This is a genomic window from Arthrobacter sp. B1I2 (assembly GCF_030816485.1).
Lineage (GTDB): Bacteria > Actinomycetota > Actinomycetes > Actinomycetales > Micrococcaceae > Arthrobacter.
On record NZ_JAUSYC010000001.1, the window covers coordinates 2,209,413 to 2,236,222 of the forward strand.

The 26,810-nt window shown below is 67.0% G+C and carries 25 protein-coding genes and 2 tRNA genes; 15 read left to right on the top strand and 12 right to left on the bottom strand.

From position 1 onward, the window contains the following. Window positions 1–45: 45 nt before the first annotated feature. The 3 genes from QFZ57_RS10290 to QFZ57_RS10300 all read right to left on the bottom strand — a co-directional run bounded on the left by QFZ57_RS10290 (window position 46) and on the right by QFZ57_RS10300 (window position 3,328). Window positions 46–1,437 (bottom strand): C2 family cysteine protease, encoded by a 1,392-nt coding sequence (locus tag QFZ57_RS10290; protein WP_306900013.1) that lies wholly within the window; start codon window positions 1,435–1,437, stop codon window positions 46–48. 180 nt (window positions 1,438–1,617) lie between these two features. Continuing rightward, entirely contained in the window at window positions 1,618–2,223 is a 606-nt protein-coding gene (locus QFZ57_RS10295) for a hypothetical protein (RefSeq protein ID WP_306900015.1), read from the bottom strand. A gap of 121 nt (window positions 2,224–2,344) precedes the next feature. Continuing rightward, entirely contained in the window at window positions 2,345–3,328 is a 984-nt protein-coding gene (locus QFZ57_RS10300; RefSeq protein ID WP_306900017.1) for a DNA-3-methyladenine glycosylase family protein, read from the bottom strand. A gap of 103 nt (window positions 3,329–3,431) precedes the next feature. Between QFZ57_RS10300 and QFZ57_RS10305 the strand changes: the two genes are divergently transcribed. Beyond that, entirely contained in the window at window positions 3,432–3,836 is a 405-nt protein-coding gene (locus QFZ57_RS10305) for a VOC family protein (protein WP_306900018.1), read from the top strand. Between the two features lie 24 nt (window positions 3,837–3,860). Here the strand turns inward: QFZ57_RS10305 and QFZ57_RS10310 are convergent, their stop codons facing one another. Next, window positions 3,861–5,048 carry an SLC13 family permease gene (locus tag QFZ57_RS10310; protein WP_306900020.1) on the bottom strand — a complete coding sequence of 396 codons (1,188 nt, stop codon included), beginning with the start codon at window positions 5,046–5,048 and terminating at the stop codon, window positions 3,861–3,863. Between the two features lie 59 nt (window positions 5,049–5,107). Here QFZ57_RS10310 and QFZ57_RS10315 point away from each other — a divergent pair, with 59 nt between their 5' ends. From QFZ57_RS10315 to QFZ57_RS10335, 5 genes are read left to right on the top strand one after another with little or no spacing between them, the layout of a single operon-like run. After that, the gene (locus QFZ57_RS10315) at window positions 5,108–6,493 is read left to right on the top strand and encodes a cystathionine beta-synthase (RefSeq protein WP_306630344.1); all 1,386 of its coding nucleotides are present in this window, start codon (window positions 5,108–5,110) and stop codon (window positions 6,491–6,493) included. A 26-nt stretch (window positions 6,494–6,519) separates the two neighbouring features. Then, window positions 6,520–7,683 (top strand): cystathionine gamma-synthase, encoded by a 1,164-nt coding sequence (locus QFZ57_RS10320; protein WP_306630345.1) that lies wholly within the window; start codon window positions 6,520–6,522, stop codon window positions 7,681–7,683. A gap of 50 nt (window positions 7,684–7,733) precedes the next feature. After that, the gene (locus QFZ57_RS10325) at window positions 7,734–8,240 is read left to right on the top strand and encodes a winged helix-turn-helix transcriptional regulator (protein ID WP_306900024.1); all 507 of its coding nucleotides are present in this window, start codon (window positions 7,734–7,736) and stop codon (window positions 8,238–8,240) included. Then, window positions 8,237–9,601 carry an MFS transporter gene (locus QFZ57_RS10330; RefSeq protein ID WP_373461230.1) on the top strand — a complete coding sequence of 455 codons (1,365 nt, stop codon included), beginning with the start codon at window positions 8,237–8,239 and terminating at the stop codon, window positions 9,599–9,601. The genes QFZ57_RS10325 and QFZ57_RS10330 overlap by 4 nt, the downstream gene beginning before the upstream one ends. Window positions 9,602–9,651: 50 nt before the next feature. Then, the gene (locus tag QFZ57_RS10335) at window positions 9,652–10,422 is read left to right on the top strand and encodes an SDR family oxidoreductase (protein ID WP_306900026.1); all 771 of its coding nucleotides are present in this window, start codon (window positions 9,652–9,654) and stop codon (window positions 10,420–10,422) included. 100 nt (window positions 10,423–10,522) lie between these two features. Here the strand turns inward: QFZ57_RS10335 and QFZ57_RS10340 are convergent, their stop codons facing one another. Genes QFZ57_RS10340 through QFZ57_RS10355 form a run of 4 tightly spaced genes read right to left on the bottom strand, consistent with a single transcriptional unit; the run spans window position 10,523 to window position 14,993 of the window. Continuing rightward, window positions 10,523–11,698 (bottom strand): acyl-CoA dehydrogenase family protein, encoded by a 1,176-nt coding sequence (locus QFZ57_RS10340; RefSeq protein WP_306900028.1) that lies wholly within the window; start codon window positions 11,696–11,698, stop codon window positions 10,523–10,525. After that, window positions 11,695–13,188, bottom strand: a complete 1,494-nt coding sequence (locus tag QFZ57_RS10345) for an APC family permease (RefSeq protein ID WP_306900030.1) — start codon at window positions 13,186–13,188, stop codon at window positions 11,695–11,697. The genes QFZ57_RS10340 and QFZ57_RS10345 overlap by 4 nt, the downstream gene beginning before the upstream one ends. Beyond that, entirely contained in the window at window positions 13,185–14,396 is a 1,212-nt protein-coding gene (locus tag QFZ57_RS10350) for a glutathionylspermidine synthase family protein (RefSeq protein ID WP_306900033.1), read from the bottom strand. The genes QFZ57_RS10345 and QFZ57_RS10350 overlap by 4 nt, the downstream gene beginning before the upstream one ends. Window positions 14,397–14,399: 3 nt before the next feature. Further along, window positions 14,400–14,993 (bottom strand): Tat pathway signal protein, encoded by a 594-nt coding sequence (locus tag QFZ57_RS10355; RefSeq protein WP_306630351.1) that lies wholly within the window; start codon window positions 14,991–14,993, stop codon window positions 14,400–14,402. A gap of 180 nt (window positions 14,994–15,173) precedes the next feature. Here QFZ57_RS10355 and QFZ57_RS10360 point away from each other — a divergent pair, with 180 nt between their 5' ends. The 4 genes from QFZ57_RS10360 (at window position 15,174) to QFZ57_RS10375 (ending at window position 18,914) form a co-directional block, all read left to right on the top strand. Beyond that, window positions 15,174–15,827, top strand: coding sequence for an MOSC domain-containing protein (locus tag QFZ57_RS10360; protein WP_306900035.1), 654 nt, complete (start codon window positions 15,174–15,176; stop codon window positions 15,825–15,827). A gap of 406 nt (window positions 15,828–16,233) precedes the next feature. Beyond that, entirely contained in the window at window positions 16,234–18,342 is a 2,109-nt protein-coding gene (locus QFZ57_RS10365) for a DEAD/DEAH box helicase (protein ID WP_306900038.1), read from the top strand. Between the two features lie 366 nt (window positions 18,343–18,708). Further along, a tRNA-Thr gene (locus QFZ57_RS10370) sits at window positions 18,709–18,780 on the top strand. A 60-nt stretch (window positions 18,781–18,840) separates the two neighbouring features. Continuing rightward, window positions 18,841–18,914, top strand: a tRNA-Met gene (locus QFZ57_RS10375). A gap of 93 nt (window positions 18,915–19,007) precedes the next feature. On the opposite strand, the gene QFZ57_RS10380 is transcribed toward QFZ57_RS10375, so the two are convergent. From QFZ57_RS10380 to QFZ57_RS10390, 3 genes are read right to left on the bottom strand one after another with little or no spacing between them, the layout of a single operon-like run. After that, on the bottom strand, window positions 19,008–19,673 hold the full coding sequence (locus tag QFZ57_RS10380; protein WP_306900040.1) for a DUF4386 domain-containing protein: 666 nt from the start codon (window positions 19,671–19,673) through the stop codon (window positions 19,008–19,010). A gap of 11 nt (window positions 19,674–19,684) precedes the next feature. Then, on the bottom strand, window positions 19,685–20,473 hold the full coding sequence (locus QFZ57_RS10385) for a DUF4386 domain-containing protein (RefSeq protein ID WP_306900042.1): 789 nt from the start codon (window positions 20,471–20,473) through the stop codon (window positions 19,685–19,687). A 12-nt stretch (window positions 20,474–20,485) separates the two neighbouring features. Next, window positions 20,486–21,205, bottom strand: a complete 720-nt coding sequence (locus QFZ57_RS10390) for a DUF4389 domain-containing protein (RefSeq protein ID WP_306900044.1) — start codon at window positions 21,203–21,205, stop codon at window positions 20,486–20,488. A 198-nt stretch (window positions 21,206–21,403) separates the two neighbouring features. Here QFZ57_RS10390 and QFZ57_RS10395 point away from each other — a divergent pair, with 198 nt between their 5' ends. The 5 genes from QFZ57_RS10395 to QFZ57_RS10415 all read left to right on the top strand — a co-directional run bounded on the left by QFZ57_RS10395 (window position 21,404) and on the right by QFZ57_RS10415 (window position 25,500). Beyond that, window positions 21,404–21,682 carry a helix-turn-helix transcriptional regulator gene (locus QFZ57_RS10395; RefSeq protein WP_306900045.1) on the top strand — a complete coding sequence of 93 codons (279 nt, stop codon included), beginning with the start codon at window positions 21,404–21,406 and terminating at the stop codon, window positions 21,680–21,682. Window positions 21,683–21,856: 174 nt separating this feature from the next. Beyond that, entirely contained in the window at window positions 21,857–22,654 is a 798-nt protein-coding gene (gene yidC, locus QFZ57_RS10400; protein ID WP_306900047.1) for a membrane protein insertase YidC, read from the top strand. A 22-nt stretch (window positions 22,655–22,676) separates the two neighbouring features. After that, the gene (locus QFZ57_RS10405; RefSeq protein ID WP_306900049.1) at window positions 22,677–23,234 is read left to right on the top strand and encodes a dihydrofolate reductase family protein; all 558 of its coding nucleotides are present in this window, start codon (window positions 22,677–22,679) and stop codon (window positions 23,232–23,234) included. Window positions 23,235–23,250: 16 nt separating this feature from the next. After that, a complete protein-coding gene (locus tag QFZ57_RS10410; protein WP_306630374.1) occupies window positions 23,251–23,907 on the top strand; it encodes an NAD(P)H-binding protein in 657 nt (218 codons plus the stop codon). 21 nt (window positions 23,908–23,928) lie between these two features. Continuing rightward, window positions 23,929–25,500, top strand: coding sequence for a Na+/H+ antiporter (locus tag QFZ57_RS10415; RefSeq protein WP_306900053.1), 1,572 nt, complete (start codon window positions 23,929–23,931; stop codon window positions 25,498–25,500). 6 nt (window positions 25,501–25,506) lie between these two features. Here QFZ57_RS10415 and QFZ57_RS10420 read toward each other — a convergent pair whose 3' ends face one another. After that, window positions 25,507–26,718 carry an ROK family transcriptional regulator gene (locus tag QFZ57_RS10420; protein WP_306900056.1) on the bottom strand — a complete coding sequence of 404 codons (1,212 nt, stop codon included), beginning with the start codon at window positions 26,716–26,718 and terminating at the stop codon, window positions 25,507–25,509. Window positions 26,719–26,810: the final 92 nt, after the last annotated feature.

Genomic DNA, 26,810 nt, shown 5'->3' on the forward strand with positions numbered 1-26,810 from the left:
GGAGTGCGACAACGGCCAGACGGTGAAACCGGTGCACCGGCCCCATCAGCGCGCCACCGATGCATCCTGGTATTTGTCTTCGAATTCCTGCGGCGTGACGGTCAGGACCGGGTAGTGCGAACCCCAAGGGTTCTGCAGGAGAAGATTACCCTCCGGATCCAAACCCGTAACGAAGTAGGCGTGACTGGTGTGGTAACCATTCGGGGGACTCTCGGGCAGATCCACCAGGGTGGTCACCAAAGCGGGGCGTCCCTGCCTGGCAGCCTCCCACAAGTCGTCCGCGGCAGTAGTGCGGGTTATGTCCGGTCCCGCCAGGTACTGGAACACGTCCGGACCCCAGTTGCCCTCGATGGCCCTGTAGTTGCCTGGCTGCCATGCCTGGTCCGGGGGCGTCCCCTCCTTCGTGCCGTCGTTGCTGTCGTCCTCGGTGTAGACCTGGGCCAAGGCTTTCTCCACATACGCAGGCCAATTTCCGCCGAAACCCGCTTTGGCGCCCATCTGTGCGCCCTTGCTGTTCGCCGGCAGATCTGAGGTGACCGTTACCCACTGCTCATGTCCGTTCTTGTCAAACAGCAGGACGGAAACGGTCCCGTTGCCGTTGTCCGTCACGTGCTCCCGCGCCCAGCCGGTATCGGCATTGATCATGGCCCCAGCCGCGGCGAGGACCACGCAGTCCCCGTACTGGCCTTGCCTGATGTCATCCGCACTGGGGCGCTCGCCGATGACCGGGAAGCGGGGCTCCATCCACGATTTTGTGGTGCTTGGGTCCGCACCTTCAGGCCTGGCGGGGTCGCCCATTGCGGTTCCGTCGGGCTGGGCCCACGGGATGAGGTCTTTCAGTCTGTGCACCTGCTCCGTTGAGGCCTTGGACAACAGCTGGTCCAGCAGTTGCTGCCGTTCGAACGGGGTGGTTCCCTCCGAGTTGAACCATCCCTTGCCGTCGCCGGCGGCACCGGCGCCGAGTTGGCGGAGTTCGTCGTCGTTGAGCGATGCCAGCAGCTGGTCCAGCTGCGCGGGCTTGAGGGCAGCCAGCGCTTCACGCAGTCGGTTTACATCAGCATCATTGCCCGCGAGGAAGTTGCCGCCGGACGCAGCAGCACTGACCATGTTGCGGAGCCGGTGGAGTTCTTTGGGCGTCAGATCCGGCCGGCCACGTTCTGGGTGGCGCGGAACGGAATGGTCCGTCCGGTCCGGCAGGTTGCGTGCCGCCGGTCCACTTGCGGCATTGCCCGGAGATCCTGCCGGGCCCGCCGCGGCACTTCCGTGGCAACTGGCGCTGCTGGCCCGCTCCTGTGCATCTGCGTGGAGGGCCGCTGCCCTGCCCGCGTCCGCCAACGCCTGGATGACCTTGGCCAGCAAGGCACTGTGCGTCGACTCCCAATCACTCCGGAACCTCTCGGCGTCGGAGCCTTTCCACCGGCCGCCGGCGTCGCGCACCTCCCTTAAAAGAGTGGTCCTAGTGGACGTCAAGCGCGCGGAGGAGGCGGTCAGCGCCTTTCCCAACTCGCGAAGTTGGGCGACGTCCGCCCCATAAATGCCTGCCAATTGTCCCCCCAAACCAGTCCGGCTTCCAGCCTAAGCGAAAGGAGCTCCGCAGGGGATGGGGAGGACTTCCCGCTAGATCTCCGTGTGAAGCCGGGAAGGCCGGCGGGATACCCGCATCACCACAAGGGCAGCGAGCACTGCTGCTGCCAGCCCTGCTGCCGCCAGGAGCTGCCGGGAGGTGCCCGCCGGTGCCGCCAAGGCACGGAAAGCACCGCGGCGCGCCGGCCCCTGAGCCGTTGTTGTGACCTCGCCAGGGGAAAGCTCCCACTCGGACGGGGCCGGGAATATTCCGGGCGGGAGCTCCTTTTGCTGGAGCTGCCGATGTGAGGCGAGACGCTCCCGGACGTCCTCATTCGGGGCGGGGACAATCGCGTCTGCCGTCACCGCTGCCTCAAGGTCCACAATGTAGGGTTCGCCGTAGAACGCCGAGGAAGCCACCGATTCCACCCAGGTGGCCGGTGGTGTCTCCACTCCGTGCCGGGCAAAGGCAGCGGTCAGCATCTCCCGGATCTCGCCAAGGCTCCTGCCATCGGCTTCCCGGGTGACGTCGAAGATGGCCAGCTGGAGCCGTACTTTCTCATCCGCCATGTAGTTTCCGGCAGTGGGGTCCTGAAGGCCTGGGTCCAAGTTCGCCCGCTCCTCAGGGGCTGGGTTGGTGCTGTCTGGGTTGGTGCTCATGGGATCCCTTCCGTCATGGTGCAACCGTCCGCCCCGCCGGCGGCCTTTACAGGTGGCCGTACCCATTGCTGTGCAGGTCAAGCGTTTGGGTTCCATGGACCGTGCGCGGACCAGACACAAGTCAGTGCGCCCGGTGGTCCTGAATGGTCATCCGGGGGCCGAAGGTGGGCTTGCGGAAGCCGGTGCTCTGGATCATCCGGACCACGCGCTGCCGGTGCCCCCGCCAGGGTTCCAGCAGCCTGAGCATGCCGGCGTCGTCGGTCCTGCGTCCGGTGAGCGCCGCCCCCACGTAGGCCGCGAGGTGGTAGTCGCCCACCGAAATCGAGTCGGGGCAGCCGTGGGTGCGCTGCACCACCTCGGCGGCGGTCCACACCCCGATGCCCGGAATGACCTGCATCTTCTCCGCCGCCTGGGCGGCCGGCAGCGCAGCGAGGCGTTCGAGTGCGACGGCGGAGCGCAGCGCGCGCATGACGGTTGCCGACCGCTGGGGCCCCACCCCGGCCTTGTGCCACTCCCAACTGGGAACCTGCAGCCACTGCGCGGCCGTCGGTGCCACCACCAGGCCTGCCGGAGTGGACATTCCGGCAGGCGGAGCCGGCGTCCCGTAGCGGTGCACCAGGTACCGGTAGGCGCGCCGGGCCTCAATCACCGTCACTTTCTGCTCCAGGACGATCGGCACCAGCTGGTCCACCATGCGGCCGCTCGACGGAAGCCGGAGGGCTATGCTGCGCCGCCGTGCTTCCCGGACCATGCGGGGCAGCGTGGCATGGAAGGACGGGTCGTCGAATTCCCGCCAGTCGTCGTCGGCCCCCAACAGCCGGGGTGCTGCCTTCACGGCGGCTGCGGCGCCCGGGCCCCACGCCTGGATGTCCACCAAGGGGCCGCCTGCTTCGCCGCCCGCCGGGGTGAGGCGCATCGTTGCCGGACCGGCCGGCGTCGTAAACGCATTCCAGATGACGTCTCCCTGGATGCAGAAGGAAGGATCGCTGTTGCCGCGCAGGAGCGGCCCAAGGGTACGGGAAAGGCTGTAGGGTCCCTCCGGATACCACCGCAGGGACACGTCCGCCGCGGCTGCAAGCCGGGGAGGTGCCTCTGCGATCGTCATGCCTTCCATCGTCCCACGGACCACTGACAGCGGCGGGACCATAGGCCCTTCTACGCCCCGGGCCGCGGGATTACGATCACCGCACAGAAAAAGGAGGGCCACCATGGGCGGAGTAGTGCATTTTGAGATCCCCGCGGACGATCAGGCGCGGGCCAGGAAGTTCTACCAGGAGGCGCTGGGCTGGCGGATAGAGCCTGTACCCGGAATGGATTACAGCATGGTCATCACCACGGACATGGACGACGACGGCCAGCCGACAGCACCGGGCGGCATCAACGGCGGCATGATGGCCAGGGAGGGGCAGATCACCCACCCGGTCATCACCGTTGACGTTCCGGACATCAACTCCACGCTCAAGAGCGTGGAGGAGCTTGGCGGGTCTGTGGTGGTGCCCAGGAACGAGATTCCCGGCATGGGCTACACGGCCTACTTCAAGGATCCCGAGGGCAACGTGCTGGGTCTCTGGGAGAATCTTCCGGCCGAAGGCGAAAAACGCGAAGGCGCCTGAGGGCCCTTGGCTGCAGGTGGCGGCTCAGGGCATCCCGGAAACCAGCCACAGCGCCAGGACAGCCAGCGGAACGGTCAACGCCACGGCCACCAGCCCAGCCACGGCGAAGCCGCCCCACCTGATGGGGACGTTCAGCACACGGAGCCGCTCATGCCACAGCAGTGTGGCCAGCGAAGCCCAGGGAGTCACCAGCGGACCGAGGTTGACCCCGATGAGCAGGGCCGCAAGCCTGGCCGGCGATCCGGCCACCGGTTCCAGCGCCAGGTAGGCGGGCAGGTTGTTGGCGGCGTTGGCCGCACCGGCCCCCAGTCCGGCCAGCTGCAGGAGCGCCGGGAGGCTCTCGCCTGACCCGGCCACGCCCGCCAGCAGGGAGGTCAGGCCATGCGCGTGCAGGGCTTCCATGAGCATGAACAGGCCCACCGTCAGCATCAAGGGCCGCCAGGGGACCATGGACCACCGCAGGGCGGAGGGCCGCCGGCGCAGGAAGACCACCAGGAGGACGGCTGCCGCTGCCAGCGCCGGGTACTGGACCGGCACACCGGACACCAGCGCGGGCAACAGGACCAGGAGCGTGGCGGCTGCGGCCTTCAGCAGGGCGGGCTCGCGGACAGGGTGCGCGGGCTGCGGCCCGTAGGTCCCGTGCAGGTCCCGCCGGAACGCCAGCCACAAAAGCGCAAGCGGGACCAGCAGGCCAACCAGGGCAGGAGCCCACAGCAGCCCCGCGAAGCGCCACGGGCTCAGGCCCAGCCGGTCCTGCGCCAGGAGGTTGGTCAGGTTGGAGACGGGCAGCAGCAGCGAGGCGGTATTGGCCAGCCAGATGCTGGTCAGCGCGAACGGCAGCGGCGGAATCCGGGCGTGGACGGCCAGGAGGACGACCACGGGCGTCACCAGCACCGCCGTTGTGTCCAGGGACAGGAACACCGTGGACACCGTGGCCACCGCCACCACCAGCAGCCACAGCAGGAAAACCCGGCCCCGGCCCAGCGCAGCCAGCTTGTCCGTCACCACCCGGAACAGCCCTGCCTCGTCCGCCAGTTCGGTGACAAGGGACATTGCCAGCACGAACGCCAGGATGGGAATGGTGCGGGAAGCCAGTTCCCCGAATGCCGGAAAGGGGAGCACACCCCACGCCAGGGTGGCCACTCCTGCTGCCAGCGTGGCGCCGGGCAGCAGGTAGCTCCGGGCGGCCCTCAGCCATGCGAACTGCTTCACCGGCCTATCGTCGCATTCCCGGCAGGGAAGGGCGCGCAGGAAGCGGTAGCTTTGTACCTATGAAGTACGCCCAGTCCATCCTGGACCTCATCGGCAATACCCCGCTCATCAAACTCAACCACGTGACCGAAGGCATCAAAGCCACTGTCCTGGTCAAACTTGAGTACCTGAACCCGGGCGGATCCATCAAGGACCGCATTGCGGCGCAGATGATTGAGGACGCCGAACGCGAAGGCAAGCTGAAGCCCGGCGGCACCATTGTGGAGCCGACGTCCGGCAACACCGGGGTGGGCCTGGCCCTGGTGGCGCAGCAGAAGGGCTACAAGTGCGTCTTCGTGGTCCCGGACAAGGTGGGCGAGGACAAGCGTGCCGTGCTGCAGGCTTACGGCGCGGAAGTGGTGGTCACGCCCACATCGGTCCCGCCGGACAGCCCGCAAAGCTACTACGGTGTCTCGGACCGGATCACCCGGGAGACGCCGGGCGCCTACAAGCCGGACCAGTTCTCCAACCCGGCCGCGCCGGGCAGCCATTACAAGACCACCGGCCCGGAGATCTGGCGCGATACCGACGGCAAGGTCACCCATTGCGTCATCGGCGCGGGCACGGGCGGCACCATCACCGGCACCGGGCGGTACCTCAAGGAGGTCTCCGCGGACCGGCCGGAGTCCGACGGCGGGGTGGTCCGGATCATCGGGGCGGACCCCGCGGGCTCGGTCTACTCAGGCGGCACCGGGCGCCCCTACTTTGTGGAGGGCGTCGGCGAGGACATGTGGCCGGCGAACTACGACAAGACGGTCCCGGACGAAGTGATCGCCGTCAGCGACGCCGATTCCTTTGCCATGACCCGCCGGCTGGCGCGGGAAGAGGGACTGCTGGTGGGCGGCTCCTCGGGGATGGCCGTAGTAGCCGCACTGCAGGCGGCACGGGACCTGCCGGAAAGCGCCGTCGTCGTCGTGATCCTCCCTGACTCCGGCCGCGGCTACCTGGCCAAGATCTTCAACGACCAGTGGATGCGCTCCTACGGCTTCCTCTCCGGCGGCGAGGAAACCTCCGTGGGGGAGGTCATCAAGTCCAAGAACGGCGAACTGCCGGACCTCGTGCACATCCACCCCAACGAGTCCGTCCGCGACGTCATCAACATCATGAACGAGTTCGGCGTCAGCCACATCCCGGTCCTGTCCCAGGAACCGCCCGTGGTCATGGGCGAGGTCCTCGGCGCCGTGGACGAGCGCACCCTCACCGCCAAGCTGTTCCGCGGCGAAGCCAAGCTGACGGACAAGATCTCCGAGCACATGGGCCCCAAGCTGCCCGTCATCGGATCGCTGGAAACCATCTCCGCCGCCAGGGAACTGCTCTCGGACACGGACACCCTGATGGTCACGTTCGTGGGTGCACCCGTCGGCATCCTCACCCGGCACGACCTGCTGGCCTACCTCAGCAACTGATCTGCGTTACCCGCAAAGGAGCACTCATGCCTGCCTCTGAAAACCAAGGTTTCAACACCCGTGCCGTCCACGCCGGCCAGGACTTCGAGCCGCGCACCGGAGCCGTGGTGCCGCCGCTGCACTTCAGTTCCACCTACGCCCAGGACGGCATCGGCGGCCTGCGCAGCGGCTACGAGTACGGCCGCGGCGGCAACCCCACCAGGGACGCCCTGCAGGAACAACTCGCGGCGCTGGAACTGGGCACCCACGCCTACAGCTTCAGCTCCGGGCTTGCCGCTGAGGACGCCCTCATCCGCGCGCTGACCCGCCCCGGCGACCACATCGTACTGGGCAACGACGCCTACGGCGGCACCTACCGGCTGATCAGCCGGGTGCTGGGAGACTGGGGGATCGGCAACACCCCGGTGGACATGGCCAACCTGGACATGGTCCGCGACGCGGTGGCTGCACACAAGACCCGCTTCCTGTGGGTGGAAACGCCCTCCAATCCGCTGATGAAGATCACCGACATCGCAGCGCTCGCGGATATAGCGCACGACGCCGGCGCCCTCCTGGTGGTTGACAACACCTTTGCGTCCCCCTACCTACAGACCCCGCTCGCCCTGGGTGCCGACGTCGTGGTGCACTCCACCACCAAGTACATCGGCGGGCATTCCGACGTGGTGGGCGGCGCCGTCGTGGTTAACGACGCGGAGCTGGCGGAGAAGATCGGGTTCGTCCAGTTCGCCGTGGGGGCCGTGTCCGGCCCGATGGATGCCTTCCTCACCACCCGCGGGCTGAAGACCCTGGGCGTCCGCATGGACCGGCACAGCGAGAATGGCCAGGCGGTAGCGGAGTGGCTGCTGGAACGCCCGGAAGTGGAGGCTGTCCTGTATCCGGGCCTGCCAACCCACCCGGGCCACGAGCTCGCCAAAAGGCAGATGCGGAAGTTCGGCGGCATGGTCTCGGTGCAGTTCAAAGGCGGCGAGGCGGCGGCCCGGAAAGTGGCCGAGTCCACGTCCGTGTTCATCCTCGCGGAGTCGCTGGGCGGGATCGAGTCGCTCATGAACTACCCCTCCGAGATGACCCATGCGTCCGTGAAGGGCACCGAACTCGCCGTCCCGGTGAACCTGCTCCGGCTCTCGTGCGGCATCGAGGACGTGGAGGACCTGATCGCAGACCTGGACCAGGCGTTCTCCGCGATCCCGTAGGCACCCAGGAACCCTAGCTTTCTTGAAGAAAGTCAGCTAGGGTTCCCGGTATGCCTCTTCGATCTGACTGGTCCCAGCGCACGTGCAGCATCGCCCGCGGCCTGGACATCCTGGGCGACCCCTGGAGCATTCTGGTCCTGCGCGAGGTCTTCTTCGGGAACGGCCGCTTCGACGCCATGAAGGCCCGGCTGGAGGTGGCGGATTCCGTGCTTACCAAGCGCCTGGCAGGCCTGGTGGAATCCGGGCTGCTGGCGAAGAAGGCATACGACGACGGCGGCCGCACCCGCCAGGAGTACGTGCTCACTCCCATGGGTGAGGACGCGCTCCCGGTCCTGAACGCGGTCACCATCTGGTCTGAAAAGCACTTGCGCGCGCCCTCGGACCAGGCCCATCTTTCTGTCATCCACACCAGCTGCGGGAAACCCACCAGTTCGGCGGACACCTGCACTGAGTGCGGTGAACGGCTGACGGCAGCGAACACCAGCTGGCACAGCCGGTCCAGGTCCGAGCAACCCATCCGGTTGTCCACCGCGGCCGGGAAGGGAGCAGCCACGTGAGCACCGTGCCGGGGGAAGCGGCCGAAGTTCCGTCGGAGGCGGCCCTGCAGCCGCCGGAACCACGCCGGCGCCTGCATCCGGCCTGGATTGTCGCCGGCGTGGCATTCCTGGCCCTGGTGGGGGCGGCGGGATTCCGGGCAGCGCCAGGCGTCCTCATGGTCCCGCTGCAGCAGGAGTTCGGCTGGTCCACCACGGTCCTTTCGGGGGCCGTCAGCATCAACCTGGTCCTGTTCGGCCTCACGGCCCCGTTTGCCGCGGCCCTCATGGAACGCTTCGGCATCCGCGCCGTCACGGCAACGGCCCTGGTGTTGATCGGCATGGGCAGCGCACTGACGGTGCTCGTGAACCAGTCCTGGCAGATCCTGCTGACCTGGGGCCTGCTGATCGGGCTCGGCACCGGTTCCATGGCACTGGTCTTCGCCGCCACCATCGCCAACACCTGGTTCGCCAAAAGCCGGGGCCTGGTGATTGGCATCCTGACCGCCGGAAGCGCGGCCGGCCAGCTGGTCTTCCTGCCGTTCATCGCCCTCCTGGCGCAGGACCCCGGCTGGCGGCAGGCTTCCCTGCTGATCGCGGCCGGCGCGCTGGCCGTGGTCCCGCTGGTGTTGAAGTTCCTCAAAAACTCACCGGCCGACGTCGGGGTGCTGCCGTACGGCGCGGTGCCGGTTGAGGTTGAAGATCAAGGGCAGGTGGGTGCCAACGCCGCGGTTCCCGGAAACGGGCCCCGAGCCAACGCCGCCGTCCGGGCCCTCCAGGCACTCCGCCGCGCCAGCAGGGTCCGGACGTTCTGGGCGCTCGCAGCCGGTTTCGCCATCTGCGGCGCCACCACCAACGGACTGATCGGCACCCACTTCATCCCTTCCGCGCACGACCACGGCATGCCGGAAACCACCGCGGCGGGGCTGCTCGCCGTCGTCGGAATTTTCGACATCGCAGGAACCATCGCCTCAGGCTGGCTTACAGACCGCTTCAACCCCCGCGTCCTGCTGGCCGTCTACTATCAATTCCGCGGCATCGGCCTGCTGGTGCTCCCGCTGCTGCTGAATGCCGAGGTGCAGCCCAGCATGATCGTGTTCGTGGTGATCTACGGCCTGGACTGGGTGGCCACCGTTCCGCCCACCGCCGCCATCTGCCGCGAAACGTTCGGTGCTGACGGCAGCGTGGTCTTCGGGTGGGTCTTCGCAGCCCACCAGCTCGGTGCCGCCGCAGCAGCCATCGCCGCCGGGGCCCTGCGCGATGCCACCGGACACTACACCTATGCCTGGCTGGGAGCAGCGGCCATGTGCACCATCGCTGCCGTCATCAGTGCCACCATCCGGCGGCACCAAGCTATGCCTGAAGCGGAGCCGGCGGTGGCCTGAACCCGATTCCGCCGGTAACGGGCGCACCAGGCCACAGCTAGGCTGGTCCGATGGAATCCGTCGCACCCGTCCCTGCCCGCCCCGTTGCCCTGGTTACCGGCGTGGGGCGGCTTGCCAGCATCGGGGCCGGCATCGCCCGGCAGCTGGCCGCTGACGGCTGGGACCTGGTCCTGTCCTACTGGGCCGGCTACGATGCCCGCATGCCGTGGGGGAGCGAACCCGAGGACGTGGGCCGCCTTACCGCCGAGCTGGAAGCCATCGGCGCCAAGGTCCACGTCCTGTCAGCAGATCTCCAGGACGCCGGCGTTCCGGACCGGCTGGTGGTGGAGGCGCGTCAGCTGGCCGGACCGCTGCAGGGGCTGGTGCTCAGCCATGCGGAATCGGTGGATTCGGGCGTGCTGGACACCACGGTTGAGTCCTTTGACCGGCACTTCGCCGTGAACACACGCGCCAGCTGGCAGCTGATCGCCGCCTTCGCACGGCAGGCAACGGACGACGGCGGCGCGATCGTTGCGCTGACCAGTGACCACACAGCGTTCAACCTTCCGTACGGCGCCTCGAAAGGGGCCCTGGACCGGATCGTGATTGCCGCCGCGCGCGAACTGGGTCCGCAGGGCATCTCGGCGAACGTGCTGAACCCCGGCCCGGTGGATACCGGCTGGATGGACGACAGCATCCGCAAAGAGCTCACCGCCCAGCAGCCCACGGGCAGGCTGGGCACCCCCGCCGACGTCGCCGGGACCGTGGCCTTCCTGCTCTCGCCGGCGGGCCGCTGGGTGTCCGGCCAGCTGATCAAGGCCGACGGCGGCTTCTCAGCCTGACTGCCCCCCAACCGTTTCGCGCCGCCCATCCAACTGACTCGCAGTAGATGTCGTTATGGGCCGTGAAAACGCACCTACTGCGAGCTGGTTGGGGACGGCCTCAGTGGAAGGCGTCCAGGCCAGTGATGTGCCGGCCGAGGATCAGGGTGTGCACCTCGTCAGTGCCCTCGTAGGTCCGGACCGACTCCAGGTTGGCGGCGTGCCGCAGCGGTGAGTAATCCGTGGTGATGCCATTGCCGCCCAGGATGGACCGCGCCTCCCGCGCCACGGCAAGGGCCTCGCGGACGTTGTTCAGTTTGCCCAGCGAGATCTGTTCCGGCCGGATGGTCCCGGCGTCCTTCAGCCGGCCCAGGTGCAGCGCCAGCAGGGTGCCTTTCTGGATCTCCACCAGCATGTTCACCAGCTTTTCCTGCGTGAGCTGGTAGCCGGCCAGCGGCCTGCCGAACTGCAGCCGGTCCTGGGAGTATGCCAGCGCGGCCTCGTAGGAATCGCGGGCGGCGCCCATGGCGCCCCAGACGATGCCGTACCGCGCCTCGTTCAGGCAGGTGAACGGGCCGCGCAGCCCGCGCGCTCCCGGAAGCAGGGCCTCGGGGCCCAGCCGGACGTCGTCGAACACCACGTCGCACTGGATGGAGGCGCGCATGGACAGTTTCTGCCGGATGGGCGTGGCGGTCACGCCGGGGGTGCCCGCGGGCACCAGGAAGCCGTGCACGCCGTCGTCCGTCATGGCCCACACCACCATCACGCCCGCCACCGAGGCCAGTCCGATCCAGCGCTTGGCTCCGTTGAGCACCCAGCCGGCGTCATCTCCGCTGCCGTCCCGCTGCGCGAAGGTGGCCATGGAGGCCGGATCTGATCCGGCGGTCGGCTCGGTCAGGGCAAAGCATCCGATGACCTCGCCGGCGGCCATCCGCGGCAGCCATTCCTGCTTCTGCTCCTCGGAGCCCCAGGCATGGATGGCGGTCATGGCCAGCGAGCCCTGGACGGACACGAAGGTGCGGATGCCTGAGTCGCCGGCCTCCAGTTCCATCGCAGCAAGGCCGTACTCGACCGCGGACCGGCCCGGGCAGCCGTAGCCTTCCAGGTGCATCCCGAGGACCCCGAGCTCACCCAGCTCCGGGGCCAGTTCCAGGGGAAAGACCGCGTCCTCGTACCAGCGGCCAATCTCCGGTTTGATGCGCTGGTGGGTGAAGTCGCGGACCTTCTGCCGGAGGTCGAGTTCCTCTGCCGACAGCAGGGAATCGAGGTCCAGGACGTCGGACGGGCCGGCCGTCATGGCTTCACCTGGAAGTAGCCGCGGGTGGCGGGCAGGAAACGGCAGACGACGGCGAGCACCACGCCCAGCGCCAGCAGCACCACCCCGCTCACAAAGGCCCCACCGACGCCGAAGATCTGCGTATCACCGTACGCCGGGTCCCACATCTGCACCGCCGAGATGAAGAACGCGGCGGTCAGGAGCAGCGCCCCGGCCAGGGGCAGGATGCCGCGGAACCAGAGGTTCCGGGCTGACAGCCGGAGTGTTCCGCGGAAGTACCAGAAACACGCGAAACCGGTCAGGGCGTAGTAGAACGCGATGAACAGGCTGATGGCGCTGATGGAGTCCGCCAGCAGGTTCTCGCTCAGGAAACTCATGGCCACGTAATAGGCCGCCGACGCGCCGCCCATGACCTGGGTGGAGAAACCCGGGGTCTGGTTGCGCGGATGCACCTGTGCGAACCTGGCCGGCAGGGCGCCGTGAACCCCCATGGACAGGGTCCCGCGGGCGGTCGGCAGAATGGTGGTCTGCGTGGAGGACAGCACAGACGCCAGAACCGCGACGACGATCAGCCAGCCCCACGGGCCCAGCACCACGTCCTTCATGGCCAGGAACACGTCGTCCTGGTTGGCCTCGTTGCCAAGGCCGATCCCTTCCGAGCCCACGGTGGCGTACATCATCACCAGGAGCGCCACGGAAACGTAGATCGCCACCAGCACGAAGGCGGAGATCACGGCGCCGCGGCCGGGGGTCTTTGACGGGTCCTCGGTCTCCTCATTCACCGCCAGGCAGGTATCCCAGCCCCAGTAGATGAACAGGGCCAGGAGGGCGCCGTGCACCACCGCACCCGGATCAGCGAAGGCTCCGGCCGGGTTGAACCAGCCAAGATCGAAGGCCTGGCCCTCCGGGGCCCCGCCCACGATCCGCACCACGATGGCGAGCGCGAAGATGCCCAGCGCAATGTACTGGACATAGGTCAGCACGCGCTGGACGTGCTCGCCCAGCCGGATCCCGCGGTAGTTCACCAGCGTCATCAGGATGATGAACAACAGCCCCGTGCCGGTGACCAACAGCTTGTTCTCCGCGAGCGACCCGTCGCCCACCAGCAGCCAGAGATACTGCCCGGCCACCTGGGCGAGGTTGGCCAGGACCACGATTCCGGCAAGTGCCACGCCCCAGCCGCCCAGCCAGCCTGCCCAGGGGCCGAACGCCTGGCGGGACCAGGTGAAGGTGGTGCCGCAGTCCGGGATGGCGCTGTTGAGCTCGCGGAAGGCGTAGGCGATGAACAGGACCGGAACGAAGCCCAACAGCAGGATCAGGGGAGTGTAGTTGCCGTTGACCGCAACGATGAGGCCCAGGGTGGCGGCCAGCGAGTACACCGGCGCGGTGGAGGCCAGCCCCAGCATCACCGAATCGCCCAGGTCCAGGATTCCGGCCCGCAGACCTTTGGCGGGCACCGGGGTGCCGGTCCCGCCTCCGGGGCCTCCCGCCGTCGTCATCTCCGTGCTCATAGAACGATTCCTGTCTGGGTGGAGTTGGCCACTGCCGAAAGCGGCGCGGGCGCGTCGATGGTGTTGGGGACGAAGCGGCAGAAGTAGTCCGTGACCGGCCCGTCCGATTCCCGGATGCCGCAGCCCACGGATTCGCCGTCCACCACCCAGAGGCCCAGGACCGGGTGGTTGCCGTCGAAGTCCGGCAGCGGGTGGTACTGCTGGTAGCACCACCCCTCCCGGCCGTAGCCGCCGGGCTGCTCCAGGCTGATCCCGTCCGCGTGGATCCGGATGTTGTCGCCTTCGCGGCCGTGCAGGGGCTTGGCCACCCATTCCTTCAGCGGCCCGGGGTCAGTGAGGTAGGCAGGCAGCAGATTGGGGTGGTTGGGGTAGAGGTGCCACAAGGCGGCGAGCAGGGCCTTGTTGGAGAGCAGCATCTTCCAGGCCGGCTCCACCCAGCGCGGGTTGTGCGCCCGCTCCAGGAGGCGGGGGCCAAATTCCTCCTTCATCATCAGCTCCCAGGGGTAGAGCTTGAAGATGGTGCTGATCATGAAGTTGTCCAGGTCCACGAACCGGTTCAGGTTGGGGTCCCAGCCGATATCGGACATGTTGATGCCGATCGTGGTCCACCCGGCCTGGCTGGCGACGTCCCGCATGTAGGCGGCGGTCATCCAGTCCTCGCCGGATTCCTCCACCTCTGAATGCGCCACGTGCAGGGTGCTCATGCCGGTGCGGTACTGGAACTTCTTCCACTGCCGGATCAGGGCTTCGTGGATGCCGTTCCACTGGTCCTTCTCCGGAAAGACGTCCTGCAGCCAGAACCACTGGGCGACGGCGGCCTCGATCAGCCCGGTGGGCGTGTCAGCGTTGTATTCAAGCATCTTGGCCGGGCCGCCCTGCCCGTCGTAAATGAAGTCGAACCGGCCGTACACATCAACGTCACCGGCTTGCAGTGATTCGGCCGCCAGTTCCAGGGCCTGGGGGCCGATGCCGATGCTGCCCATGGCCCCGGTGGCCAGGAACTTGGCGGCCTCCAGGCACATCCGGTGCATGTCCTCGGCCACCGCTTCAAGGGTCTCCACCTCGTCCATGGTGAACTCGTAGTACGCGGATTCGTTCCAGTACTCGATTTGGCGCCCGTCATCCATCGTGGTGGTGGAGAAGACCAGGCCCTGCTCCTCGATCTTCTGCTTCCAGCCCGGACGGGGCTCAGACGGCATTCTCTTCATCCGTCAGCCCCCCGAAACCTTGCCGCCGCCACCGGAGCCGCTCTTGGCGCTTGAGCCGAAACCGCCGCGGCTGACCGTGCCGCCCTTGCTGCTGTAGCCCGTGGAGGCCTTGGCCCCGCTGGGAATGGTCCGCGTGTAGTTGGGCGCGGTGGACCGGTTCTGCCCCAGCGGCGGGACATAGGCGCCGCGGGAGAAGAAATACCACGCATAGATGCCGCCGCCCCTGCCCGCGGAGCTGTCGCAGCTGGTGTCCGACACGCGCTCGCCGGTTTCGTCGTTGAAGCAGACCTGGGCGTACTCGGGGTCGTCCCCGTTGCTTGCCACCACCGCCGTAATTGTTCCGGCCAGGAGTGCGGTGACGCCGAGGCCCACCACCACCGTCCGCCGCTGCGAACGCTTCTTCCGGGCGGCCGCCTCGTTGAGCTGCTTTTCCCGCTCGCGCGCGAACGGGTCTACAGGGGTGACGGGCTCATTGAGGAGTTCGGGGCGCAGGTCCGGCTTGGGGACCTGCCAGGGCGGCGGCTTGGCGGTGCTTCCGCCGCCGTCTGCCGGAGCCTTCTCCGGATCCTCTTTTGGGTCTTGCTGGTTCGAATCCACGGCGTCCCCTCAGTTTTTAACGCGATTTGGGCGCAGCGCTGCACCCCCAAATGCAAGTCTTAAAATCAGCGTAGCCGCTGCCGGTTCCGCCTGCGAGTAGGAACCCGCCCCGGCCGCAGGGGAGAACTGCCCATCACCGGCGGGCGCGGACGCCGTGCCGGAGAACCCTAGACTGATGCCATGGAATCAGGTTCTGTCCTCGCCGTCTGCCGCGTCTATCAGCTCCTCGGGGACCAAGGCAATATCGGCGTCACCGCAATCGACAAGCGCCCGGCGGACGGTCCCGTGAAGATCCATAAGCTGGGCCTGCGCGGAGACATCCAGGCCAACAGGGTGCACCACGGCGGGGAGGACCAGGCCGTCTACGCGTACTCCCAGGCCGACGCCGACTTCTGGGCAGGGGCTTTGGGGCGCGAGCTGCCGCCGGGCATCTTTGGGGAGAACCTGCGGGTGTCCGGCGTTGAGGCCACGCACGCAGTCATCGGGGAGCGCTGGAAGGTGGGGGCCGACGTCGAACTCGAAGTCACGTCCCCGCGCGTTCCCTGCGCAACATTCCAGCGCCGGATGAAGGAACCGCAGTGGGTGAAGCGCTTCACGGAGGAGGGCCGGGTGGGGGCTTACCTGCGTGTCATCCGCACCGGCAGCATCAAGGCGGGAGACTCCATCCAGCGGACCTTTGTGCCGAGCCACGGCATCACCATCGGCAGATGGTTCAGCGAGCCGGACGCGGAGGTGATCGAGGCCCTCCTCGGTGCAGAGGCCGACGGCGAGATCAGGCTGCAGGACGAATACCACACCAAGTTCAAGGTGCTGCTGCGGCGGCTGGGGCAGTAGCACCGCACGCTTTGGTGCCCTGCCGGTGGGCTCTGTGCGCAAGCTCACCGCCGCCGTCGGGCGTTCAATTGGCGGTCACCGGCGTCCGTGCCTTACACTTGAAATATCCCCCACTCCGGAAATCCCTTATTCCTGCCCAATTCTTGAGGCAGGACTGGCAAGTGTTGGGGCCCGCGCAAGCGATGCGGGCATTTTCATAGGGAGAGCCGGCTAAAGAAAACGCTGTACAGACTGCTGGGATAGCAGCCAAGAGATGCAGCGCGAAGTCCTGCCACGGGATTGCGAAAGCGCCGGACTTCTGTGACCGGCCGGTCAACGTTTGCCCGGCATCATCGGCACGCGTACTGCGGCTCCGCTCACCTCGGGTAGTGCCGCCTGGCCCCCTATGGATGAGGAATATCTCCCTATGCCCGAAAACCAGAACGAAACCCCCACCGAAGCAACCGCCGGCATCGAATTCACCGAGCCCGCTGCCCCCGCAGCAGAGGACGCCGGCGTAACCGCTGAAGCTCCGGCAGAAGCCCCCGCCGCCAAGGCTGAGGAATCCGAAGAAGCCCCCGCCCCCAAGGCTGAGGAAGCCGAAGAAGACGGCGTGCGCTTCGCCGACCTCGGCATCGACGGCCGCGTGCTGGCCGCCCTCCAGGATGTCGGGTACGAAAAGCCTTCCCCCATCCAGGCAGCAACCATCCCGCTGCTGCTTGAAGGCCGCGATGTCGTGGGCCTCGCCCAGACCGGCACCGGTAAGACTGCAGCATTCGCAGTACCGGCACTGTCCCGCCTGGCCGAGCTCCACGACCTCAACGGCCCGTCCCGCAAGACCCAGGCCCTGGTGCTGGCGCCCACCCGCGAGCTCGCGCTCCAGGTTGCCGAAGCCTTCACCTCCTACGCCAAGCACATCGACGACTTCACCGTGCTGCCCGTTTACGGTGGCTCCGCCTACGGTCCCCAGCTGGCCGGCCTGCGCCGCGGCGCCCAGGTTGTTGTTGGCACCCCCGGCCGCGTGATCGACCACATCTCCAAGGGATCCCTGGACCTGTCCGAACTCCAGTACCTGGTGCTGGACGAGGCCGACGAGATGCTGCGCATGGGCTTCGCCGAAGACGTGGAGCAGATCTTCCAGCAGACCCCCTCGGACCGCCAGGTTGCGCTGTTCTCCGCCACCATGCCGAGCCAGATCCGCCGGATGTCCAAGCAGTACCTGAACAACCCGGCCGAGATCTCCGTCAAGTCCAAGACCACCACCGGCGCCAACACCCGCCAGCGGTACCTGCAGGTCATGGGCCCGCACAAGCTCGATGCGCTGACCCGCATCCTCGAGGTTGAAGAGTTCGACGGCGTCATCGCCTTCGTGCGCACCAAGATGGCCACCGAGGACCTGGCTGACAAGCTGAAGTCCCGTGGTTTCCAGGCCGCCGCGATCAACGGCGACATTCCGCAGCAGCAGCGTGAGCGGACTGTCGACGCGCTGAAGGAAGGTCGCATCGACATCCTGGTGGCCACCGACGTCGCGGCCCGTGGCCTTGACGTGGAACGCATCAGCCACGTGGTCAACTACGACATCCCGCACGACACGGAGTCCTACGTCCACCGCATCGGCCGTACCGGCCGTGCAGGCCGTTCCGGTGACGCCATCCTGTTCATGACGCCGCGGGAGAAGTACCTGCTGCGTTCCATCGAGAAGGCTACGCGCCAGCCGGTGGAGCAGATGCACCTGCCGACGGCCGAGACCGTGAATACGCTGCGCCTTGGCAAGTTCGCCGAGAAGATCACGGAGACCCTGGCTTCCGAGGATGTGTCCGCATTCCGCGACCTCATCGCCTCCTACGAGGAAGAGCACAACGTCCCGGCCGCCGAGATCGCTGCCGCCCTTGCCGTGATGGCCCAGGGCGGGCAGCCGCTGCTGGTCAAGGAACTGCCTGCTGCTCCGGAATTCCAGAAGCGTGAGCGCTCCAAGGACGGCTTCGGTTCCCGTGGCCCGACCCGCACCCTGACCGAGGGCAACGCCACCTACCGGATCGCGGTGGGACGCCGCCAGCGCGTGATGCCCGGATCCATCGTTGGCGCCATTGCCAACGAGGGCGGCATCTCCTCGGCCCAGATCGGCGGCATCGACATCCGCTCGGACCACTCCCTGGTGGAGCTGCCCGCGGACCTGAGCCCCGAACAGCTGCGCGCCCTGTCCCGCACCCGGATCGGCGGCGAACTGATCCACCTCGAGCTGGACAACGGCCGCAAGCCGTCCGGCGGCGGCGAGCGTGGCGGTTACCAGGGCAACCGAGGCGGCGACCGCGGCGGTTACTCCGGTGGAGACCGTGGCGGCAACTTCAAGGGCAACGGCGGCTTCAAGAAGGAATTCCGGAAGAACGACGGCGAGCGCAGCTCCGCGGACCGCGGCGGCCGCACGTACAGCGAGCGTTCCGAGCGGTCCTTCAGCGGCCACGGTGACGGCGCCCGCAAGCCCCGTCAGGGCGGCGACAGCGGTCACCGTGACGTCAACCGCAAGGGCAAGTGGTAAAACCTTCCGTACGTTGAGCAATTGACGACGGCGATGGGCCGGCTTTCGAGCCGGCCCATCGGCATTTAATCCCCGGAGTTTTTGGGCAGCTGACGGGAGTTCCGGGGCGTCGAGGACGTGGTATCTGTCCAAAAACTCCGGAGGGGTGTGGGGATGGACACATTCGGTTCCCGAGGAGGTGGTGCGGGGCCCCTGGAAGGTGCTTGCCGCCGTCGGGCAGCATGCCTTCCGGGCCCCCTCCGGGCCCGGAAATCCGCGGAATATCGGGCCTTTTCCCGCCCGACGAATGCATGGCGCGTAGACCCAGCGGCGCCCCGGACACCGATTTGTTGGTGCGTAAATCTTCCGGTAGAGTATTTACTCGTTGCCCCCCTAGCTCAGTGGTAGAGCGCGTTCTTGGTAAGAACGAGGTCACCGGATCGATTCCGGTGGGGGGCTCTGAATGAGAGCCTGCGTCAAGGCGGTTTGACCGGCTTGACGCAGGTTTTTCTCATTCGTGGCGGTGTAGCTCAGTTGGTTAGAGCGCACGACTCATAATCGTGAGGTCGGGAGATCGAGCCTCCCCACCGCTACAGATACTGCAGGTCAGAGGCATGTTGCCTCTGACCTGCTTCTGTTTTAAGGCAGATACTGCGTCATGGGCCACCTGCGGCTTTGGCAGGCGTTCACGAGGTGCGCTCCTGCAACCCACGTTCACCGGTGATTCTGACGGCGGGACGGAAGCCGCGGATGATTAACCAGATGCCGAAGGTCAACTCGAAAAGGCCGCCGGGAACAGCCCCGACGAGGCCGGCACCTTTGAAGCCGGACAGTTCCAGCAGCGATCCTGAAGCAAAGATCGCGTACCCGATAAAGCCCCACACCGCGAGGAATCGTGGAGTCAGGCCGGAGCGGAAGAGCAGCGCGCAGAAGAACAGGCTGCCAATTCCGAGTCCGGCCATGGCGATGTTGTAGGCGATGAAATTGCCGTTAACCGCGGCGGCGCCACTCAGCAGCAGCAGGCAGCCAACGCCTACGGCCAGGCCAAGGCCCTCGAAGACCCTGGCGGCCAGATACCCGAGAGCCACAGCCTTGTTGTGCGGTTGCAGGATCGGGCGCATTAAGACGCCGATGCAGATGACGACTGCTGAATTGATGAGCATGAGCAATGCGCCCAGGACGAGGAAGCCTCGGGAGCCTTGGTCGGCAGACCCTGCAATCGTCGTAGCCATGGCGTTGCCGACTCCATATGTCAGGAAACCCGCAAGGAACAGCGTCCCGATGATCCAGGCTGTCGCCGGCAGGCCTCGCTCAGCCGGGGAACCCGGAGTGGTGTGGGCGTTGGTGGCCATGTCGTGCTCCTTCAAAGATGAGTTGGTCCAGCTGAGAAGTCGTTGCCGATCGATGCGTGGCCAGTGGACAGTGGCGTTGGCTTGAAGCCCTTGACGATCAGATAGATGCCCAGGGACAGTTCGAACACGGCGACGGGCAATGCGGCAAGAACGGCGATCGGGGACACCGCGCCGTAGGCGCCGAAGTAGATCGCGACGTCGGACGCCAGGAGCAGCGGGGCGCCGATGAATGCGATGATCGGCAGGATCCGGGGCACCAGGGCGGAACGGTAGAGCACGTAGCCCAGGAGCAGGTCGCAGGCCACCGGCATCAGGCTTTGGGAGAGCAGGAATGTCCAGTTGTACGTTGCCATAAGGCTATGACTGATTGTGACCAGTGAGGCGGAGTCCGTGCCGGCGGTGCCGGCAACGTCGTTCCGCAGGGTGAGGATCGTTAGCAGGCTGACGACGCCGACGAAGATGAGGCAGGTTTCCACAAGTCGGGCGGCCACGAACCCCAGGGCTGCGGTTTGGCTGACCCGCTTGGCCACCGGGTACAGCACTACGGCAGTGCTGATGCCGGCCAGGCCGACGATGACCTCGGACAGGGCTCCCCACTGCACCCCGGCGGCACTGCCGGCGCCCATGACGAAGGCGCCGGCGTCATCCTTCACCGCTTTGTAGAGCGCGAGGGTGGGGATGGAGACAAACGTGAGCACGTAGAGTATGCCGGCGGCCAGCGAGATCCGCCTCATCGGGTGCATCCGGCGCTGCCGGGCGGGTCCTCCGACCGGCGGGTTGATATTGGTGTTGGCCGTCATGACGTACTCCTTTTAGGTCGTCGGCAGCGGATTCGGCCCGATCAGGATGGGGGAGTCTGCGGTGGGTGGTGGTTCGCTGCCGCCCATATCCAGCCGGAGCGGCGGGTATTGGTCGGTCATCAGCGCTGCGGAGGCGGTCACGCGGAACACCCAGCGGTTCATGCCCATGAGGAGGTCGAACACTCCACGGGGGTAGCGGCCGGCGAACAGCAGGACGAGACCGGCGATGCAGACCAACAGGCCGATCAGTCCACTGCCGTAGGCCCAGGCGTTGCCATCACGTACCTGGTTATAGCCGCCGAAGGCGGCCCCGGTGAACACACCGATGATCAGGTAATGCGGGAGCGCGAGCAGCCACCATTTCACCAGCACCAGTCCGCGTGAAAGCGACTCCGGGTAATCAACCGACAGCCGTGCCGGATAGCCCGGGTCGTCGGCCAGCGTGAACGGCGGATAGTCGTCGGTGCCCAGTGCGCTGTAGGAGTAGAAGCTGACCCGCCACGTCCAGCGCAGCACGCCTACGTTGAAGTCAAAAATCGACCGTGGATAGCGTCCGGTGAACAGGATCGCGAAAAACGCCACCACCGACAGCACCAGGAAAGCGATCCACAGGAAGAACAAAACAATGATGTGAGGGATGATCAGCAGCCATTTGACGAGCCACAGCCAGCGGCTCAGGTGCGGGGATCGCCCGCCGTCGAGAACGAGCGGGTATGAAGCTGGTTGAGCCATGAGAAGTCCTTCCTTGAGCTGTAAACCCTCGCCCTAACGGGGTCGTCGGCGTTACAGCGGCGGGCGGGGTCTCTCTGATTCGGCCAGGTCCGCGAGTCTGTCGGCGGTAGGAGATTCTGCGCCGATACCGGCAACGGTAGGCCGTTACACCAGACAGGTCAATGGGGACATGTCATTAGGGACAGCTATGATGGGACCATGGCTGAATGGGGCTTCCTGACTAACCACCTGCATGCGCTCTACTGCGTCGCACGCCACCCCGGAATCCGGATCCGTGAGATCGCCGAAAGCGTGGGGGTCCAGGAGCGGGCGGCGCACCGTCTCGTTTCGGATCTGGTCGAGGGCGGCTACCTGACCCGCCGTCGGGTTGGGAGCCGCAACTTCTATGAGCTGCATCCCAACCAGCCGATCCGACGGGAGGGCCTGGATGAGGTTGCGGTTGGTGAGATTCTCGACGTCCTCCTTCGGCGGGGGTGAGCCGTTCGCATTCGGCTCCTGCCGTCCTTCAGAAGCAGGCCGACGCAGCACCCGGCCGTCACGGCGGCACTTGAATGAAAGAGGAGCGCCGGCCCGCCAGACCGCATGGAGCCGGGGGCTTTCCTGTTCCCCGCATCCGCAGTAGCTTGGCAGCAATTGGCGTTGGGGGATTCGGTGGACTTTTTGACAGCGGTGATGGAGCCGTTCCGGTGGCTGGTGTCTGCCATCATGGTGGCGTTCCACGACGGCCTGGCCGCAGCAGGCATGCCGGCAGCCGGCGGCTGGACCTGGACGTTGTCCATCATCGGGCTGGTGCTGGTCATCCGTGCAGCCTTGATCCCGGTGTTCCTGGCCCAGGTCCGGACCCAGCGAAGAATGCGGCTCCTGCAACCGGACCTGAAGGAGCTCCAGGAAAGGTACAAGGGCAGGACGGACCCGGCCTCGCGGCAGGCCCTGGCCCAGGAACAGATGGCCCTGTACAAAAAGCACGGCACCAACCCGTTCTCGGCGTGCCTGCCACTGCTGATCCAGGCGCCGTTCTTCCTGGCCCTTTTCCAGGTTCTGTCCGGAATCTCCAACGCCGCGCGGCAGAACGAAGGCATCGGAGCGATGGGCCACGACCAGGTGGTCCAGTTCGACTCGTCCAGCATTTTCGGGGCACCGCTGTCCGCCTCCCTGCTGCACGGCGGAGGCGACCCGACCGCCGTGGCCGTGCTCGCCGTCGTCATGATCCTGCTGATGACCGGCTGCCAGTTCCTCACCCAGAAACTTGCGGCCTTCCGGACCATGAAAGGCCAGGAAACCGACAGTCCCTTGCTGCGCCAGCAGAAGATCCTCCTGTATGTCCTGCCCCTGGTCTTCGGTGCGGGCGGCATCTTTTTTCCCATCGGCGTCCTGGTCTACTGGACGGTTTCGAACCTCTGGACCCTGGGCCAACAATTCCTGGTATCCCGGGAGCCTATGCGGGCCTGACCCCCAGCGGCAGAATGGGCCCATGGCGCAGCTGATCTACTCCGCAATCATGTCCCTCGACGGCTACACGGCAGACGCGGACGGCCACTTCGACTGGTCAGCACCGGACGAGGAAGTCCACGCCTTCATCAACGACCTGGAGCGGGACGTGGGCACCTACCTTCTGGGGCGCCGGATGTATGAGGTGATGTCCGTCTGGGAAACCATGGGCACGTCCGAAGACCACCCGGTGATCCAGGACTATGCCCGTATCTGGCAGGGCGCGGACAAGGTGGTGTACTCGACGTCGCTGGACACCGCCGCCACGCCCCGGACCCGGCTGGAACGGGACTTCCTCCCGGAGGCGGTGCGGGAGCTGAAGACCGCCACGGACAGGAACATCAGCATCGGTGGCCCCACCCTCGCGGCGCACGCCCTCAAAGCCGGCCTGGTGGACGAGTGCCAGCTGTTCATCACACCGGTGGCCGTCGGCGGCGGACTGCGCTTCCTGCCGGACGGGCTGCACGCGCGGCTCGAGCTGCTGGAGGAGCGCCGGTTCGGCAACGGCGTGGTGTACCTGCAGTACGGATGTCTGGCCTAGAAGGCAGAATGGGTGCATGACACGCATCGCCATCATTGGCGGCCACGGGAAAGTGGCCCTCCTCCTGTCCGAACTCCTCACCAGCGAGGGCCACTCCGTCACCTCCTTCATCCGCAATCCGGAACACGCCGAAGACGTCGCTGCCACCGGGGCCACGCCGTCGGTCCTGGACGTGGAGAATTCCACGACGGCGGCCATCGCCGAGGCCCTCGCCGGGCAGGACGCCGTGGTCTGGTCCGCCGGCGCGGGCGGCGGCAACCCCGAGCGCACCTACGCCGTGGACCGGGACGCCGCCATCCGCTCCATGGATGCCGCAGCCCAGGCAGGAGTGGACCGGTACGTCATGGTGTCCTACTTCGGCGCCGGCAAGGACCACGGGGTACCGGAAAGCAACAGCTTCTTCGCGTACGCCGAGGCCAAGGCTGCCGCGGACGAGTACCTGCGCGGCACGGACCTGGCATGGACCATCCTCGGCCCCGGCGCTTTGACGGACAAGCCCGGAAGCGGGCTGATCGACGTCGATCCCTCGCCGGAAGGGGAACGGGACACATCGCGTGCCAACACGGCCATCGTGGCAGCGGCGGTGCTGGACCTGCCCCAAACTGCGGGCCGGACCATCGAGTTCCGCGACGGCAGCCTCCCGGTGGCGGCGGCACTGGAACCGCGCCCGTAGCGGCGGGTGGGGAAGAGGCGTATGGATCAGCTCGCCCTTATCGTCGGACTGCTGCTGGCCACAGTGGTGGCCGTGGGACTGGGGGACAGGCTGCGGCTGCCGTACCCGGTCCTGATGCTCCTCCTGGCGGTGGCCTTGGCGTTCATCCCGGGCTTCCCCGACCTGGAGATTGAACCCGAGCTGATCCTGCCCATCTTCCTGCCGCCGCTGCTGTTTGCCACCGCCCAGCGGAGCTCGTGGGCCGTGTTCCGGGTCCGGTGGCGGACGCTGATCATGATGGCCGTGGCACTGGTGGTCATCAGCACGGCCGCCGTGGCCGGGGCAGCATGGCTGATGATTCCCGGGATCGGGGTGCCCGCGGCCATCGCCCTCGGTGCCATGGTGGCGCCGCCGGATCCTGTGGCCGTGGAATCCGTAGCGGGCCGTGTCCACATGCCCCGCCGCCTGATCACGGTCCTCCAGAGCGAGGGGCTGTTCAATGACGCCGCCGCCATCGTCATCTTCCAGGCAGCCGTGGCCGCCGCCGTGGGTGGCACCAAGGTGGAGCCCGACGTCGTCCTGCAGTTCCTGATGGGCGCGGCACTTGCCGTCCTGGTGGGCATCGCAATGGGCTGGCTGATCGCCCTGGTCACCCGGCTGGTCACGTCCATGGTGGCCCGGAGCGCGGTGACGCTGGTGGTGCCTTTCGCCGCCTACATCCTCGCCGAGGAGGTGCATGCATCCGGCGTCATTGCCGTGGTGGTCACCGCCCTTGAGATGCAGCGCCACGCCCGCCCGCAGGACGCGGCCGAACGCGTCACGAGGACTGCTTTCTGGGATGTTGTGGAGCTGCTGGTCACCGGGCTGGCGTTCGGCCTGGTGGGGCTGGAAATCCGCCACGTCGTCAGGGACGAAGGGACGGAAATCGTCGGCATGATCGGGGTGGCCGTTGTGGTCTGCGTCCTGGTCTTCGCGGTCCGGTTCCTGTGGCTGGGCGTCCTTGCCCTGGGTGCCCGGAACCGCAGGAATCTCCTGCAGCCCACATCCCTGAAGGAAGTCCTCATCCTGACGTGGTGCGGCATGCGCGGGCTGGCCACCCTGGCATTGGCCCTGGCCCTGCCGCTCACCCTTGCAGACGGCACGCCGTTCCCCGGCAGGGATTACCTGCTGGTGATTGCCTGCGCGGTGCTGCTTGCCACGCTGGTCCTGCCCGGCCTGACGCTGCCGTGGCTGATGCGTGTCCTGAAGGCTTCCGAGGACGGATCGGAAGAACGCGACGCCGTCCGGCTGCTCGCCACGCGGGCGCAGGGCGCCGCCGTTGCAGCGCTCAAGCAGCACGACCTGATGGCGGACCTGCCGCCGGAAAAAGTGGCGCTGGTCAAGGACCGGATGCGGCGCCTCCACGCAGAACTCACGGACGGCAGCCTGCAGAACGAACCATTGGCGGAAAAGCGCCAGCGGGGACGCGAGCTTGCCATCGCCGTCCAGACCATTGCCCTCGACGCGGCCCGGCAGGAAGTGGTGGCGGCCCGCAATGAGCCCGACATGGATCCCGAGGTGGCGGACCGGGTACTGCGGCAGCTGGACCTGCGCACCATGGTCATGCCGGAGTGACGGGGGTTATGCGGGAGTGACGGACGCAGCCAACTCCAGGTCCAGGGAGTTCCTCTCCACGTAGTCCAGGGCGCAGCGGATGGCCCCTACGGTCACGATGGAGTCGCCCAGCGGGGAGACAGCCACGCGCGCGGGGGTGGCAGTGAATTCCCTCAGGCGCTCGCTGATGGGCGTGAGGAGTACGCCCGCGGAATCAGCCACGCCGCCGCCGATCACCACCAGTTCGGGGTTAAGCATGGTGGCCACGGTCCCCACCACGCGTGCCATCCTGTCTGCCAGCCGGTCCAGGATGCCGAGTGCCACAGCGTCCCCCTGGGCCGCGGCGGCGAAGACCTGCTCGGCCTCCACCCGCCCGGGCGGGAGGGAGCGGAGGGTGGTTGGCGTTGGGGTGGCCAGTGCTTCGGCGGCCCAGGTACGGGCCAGGTGGGCGATGCCGTAGGTGTCGCCCACGCCATCCACCAGGTCCAGGTACGCAAGCTCCCCGGCGCTGCCGCGGGCCCCGTGCACCAGCCGGCCGCCCTCCACGATGCCCGAACCCAGCCGTTCGCTGGCGAGGATCACCACGACGTCGTCAACGCCGGCCGCTGCCCCCTGCCAGCGGTCACCCAGGGCCGCAAGGTTGGCGTCGTTTTCGAGCAGCACCGTCCATCCCCGGGTTTCCTTGAGCGCCGGCCGCAGTCCCAGGTCGAACAGGCCCCAGAACTTCTGCGTGGCCACCACGTCCCCGTGCCGGTCCACGGGTGCGGCAACTCCGGCGCAGACGGCCAGCACCTGTCCGGGTTCGGTTCCCGCCGAGCGCAGTGCCGCCCCAGCCACGTCGTCGATAAAAGCGATGCGCTCCCGGGAGCCGACCTCCCCGGCCTGGAAGGGGCGGCTGGACCGTCCCAAGGTCTTGCCCCGGAGGTCGGAAACCACCACGGTGACCTTGGCGTAGCCGATGTCCATGCCCAGCACCACGCCGGCCCGCTCGTTGAGCTCGAACCGGCGGGCAGGGCGGCCCTTCCGGTACCCGCCGAACTCGCGCTGGTTTTCCCGCTCCAGGATCCAGCCCCGCCGGACCAGGTCCTCGCAGACGGCGATGGTGGTGGCGCGGGTCAGACCGGTTGCAGCCATGACGTCCGTGACTGTCACAGCCGCCGAGGCACGCATGAACTCCAGGACAGCGCCGGCACTGACCCGCCGCAGCAATTGGGGAGTCGCCGGAACCAGTTCAGGCATCCTGTTGACCTTCCTGTACGAAGCACCAGATAATACTCGGGGAAGTAAATTTAGATTCAATATAAATATACCCGTACAGAAGAAAAGGACCG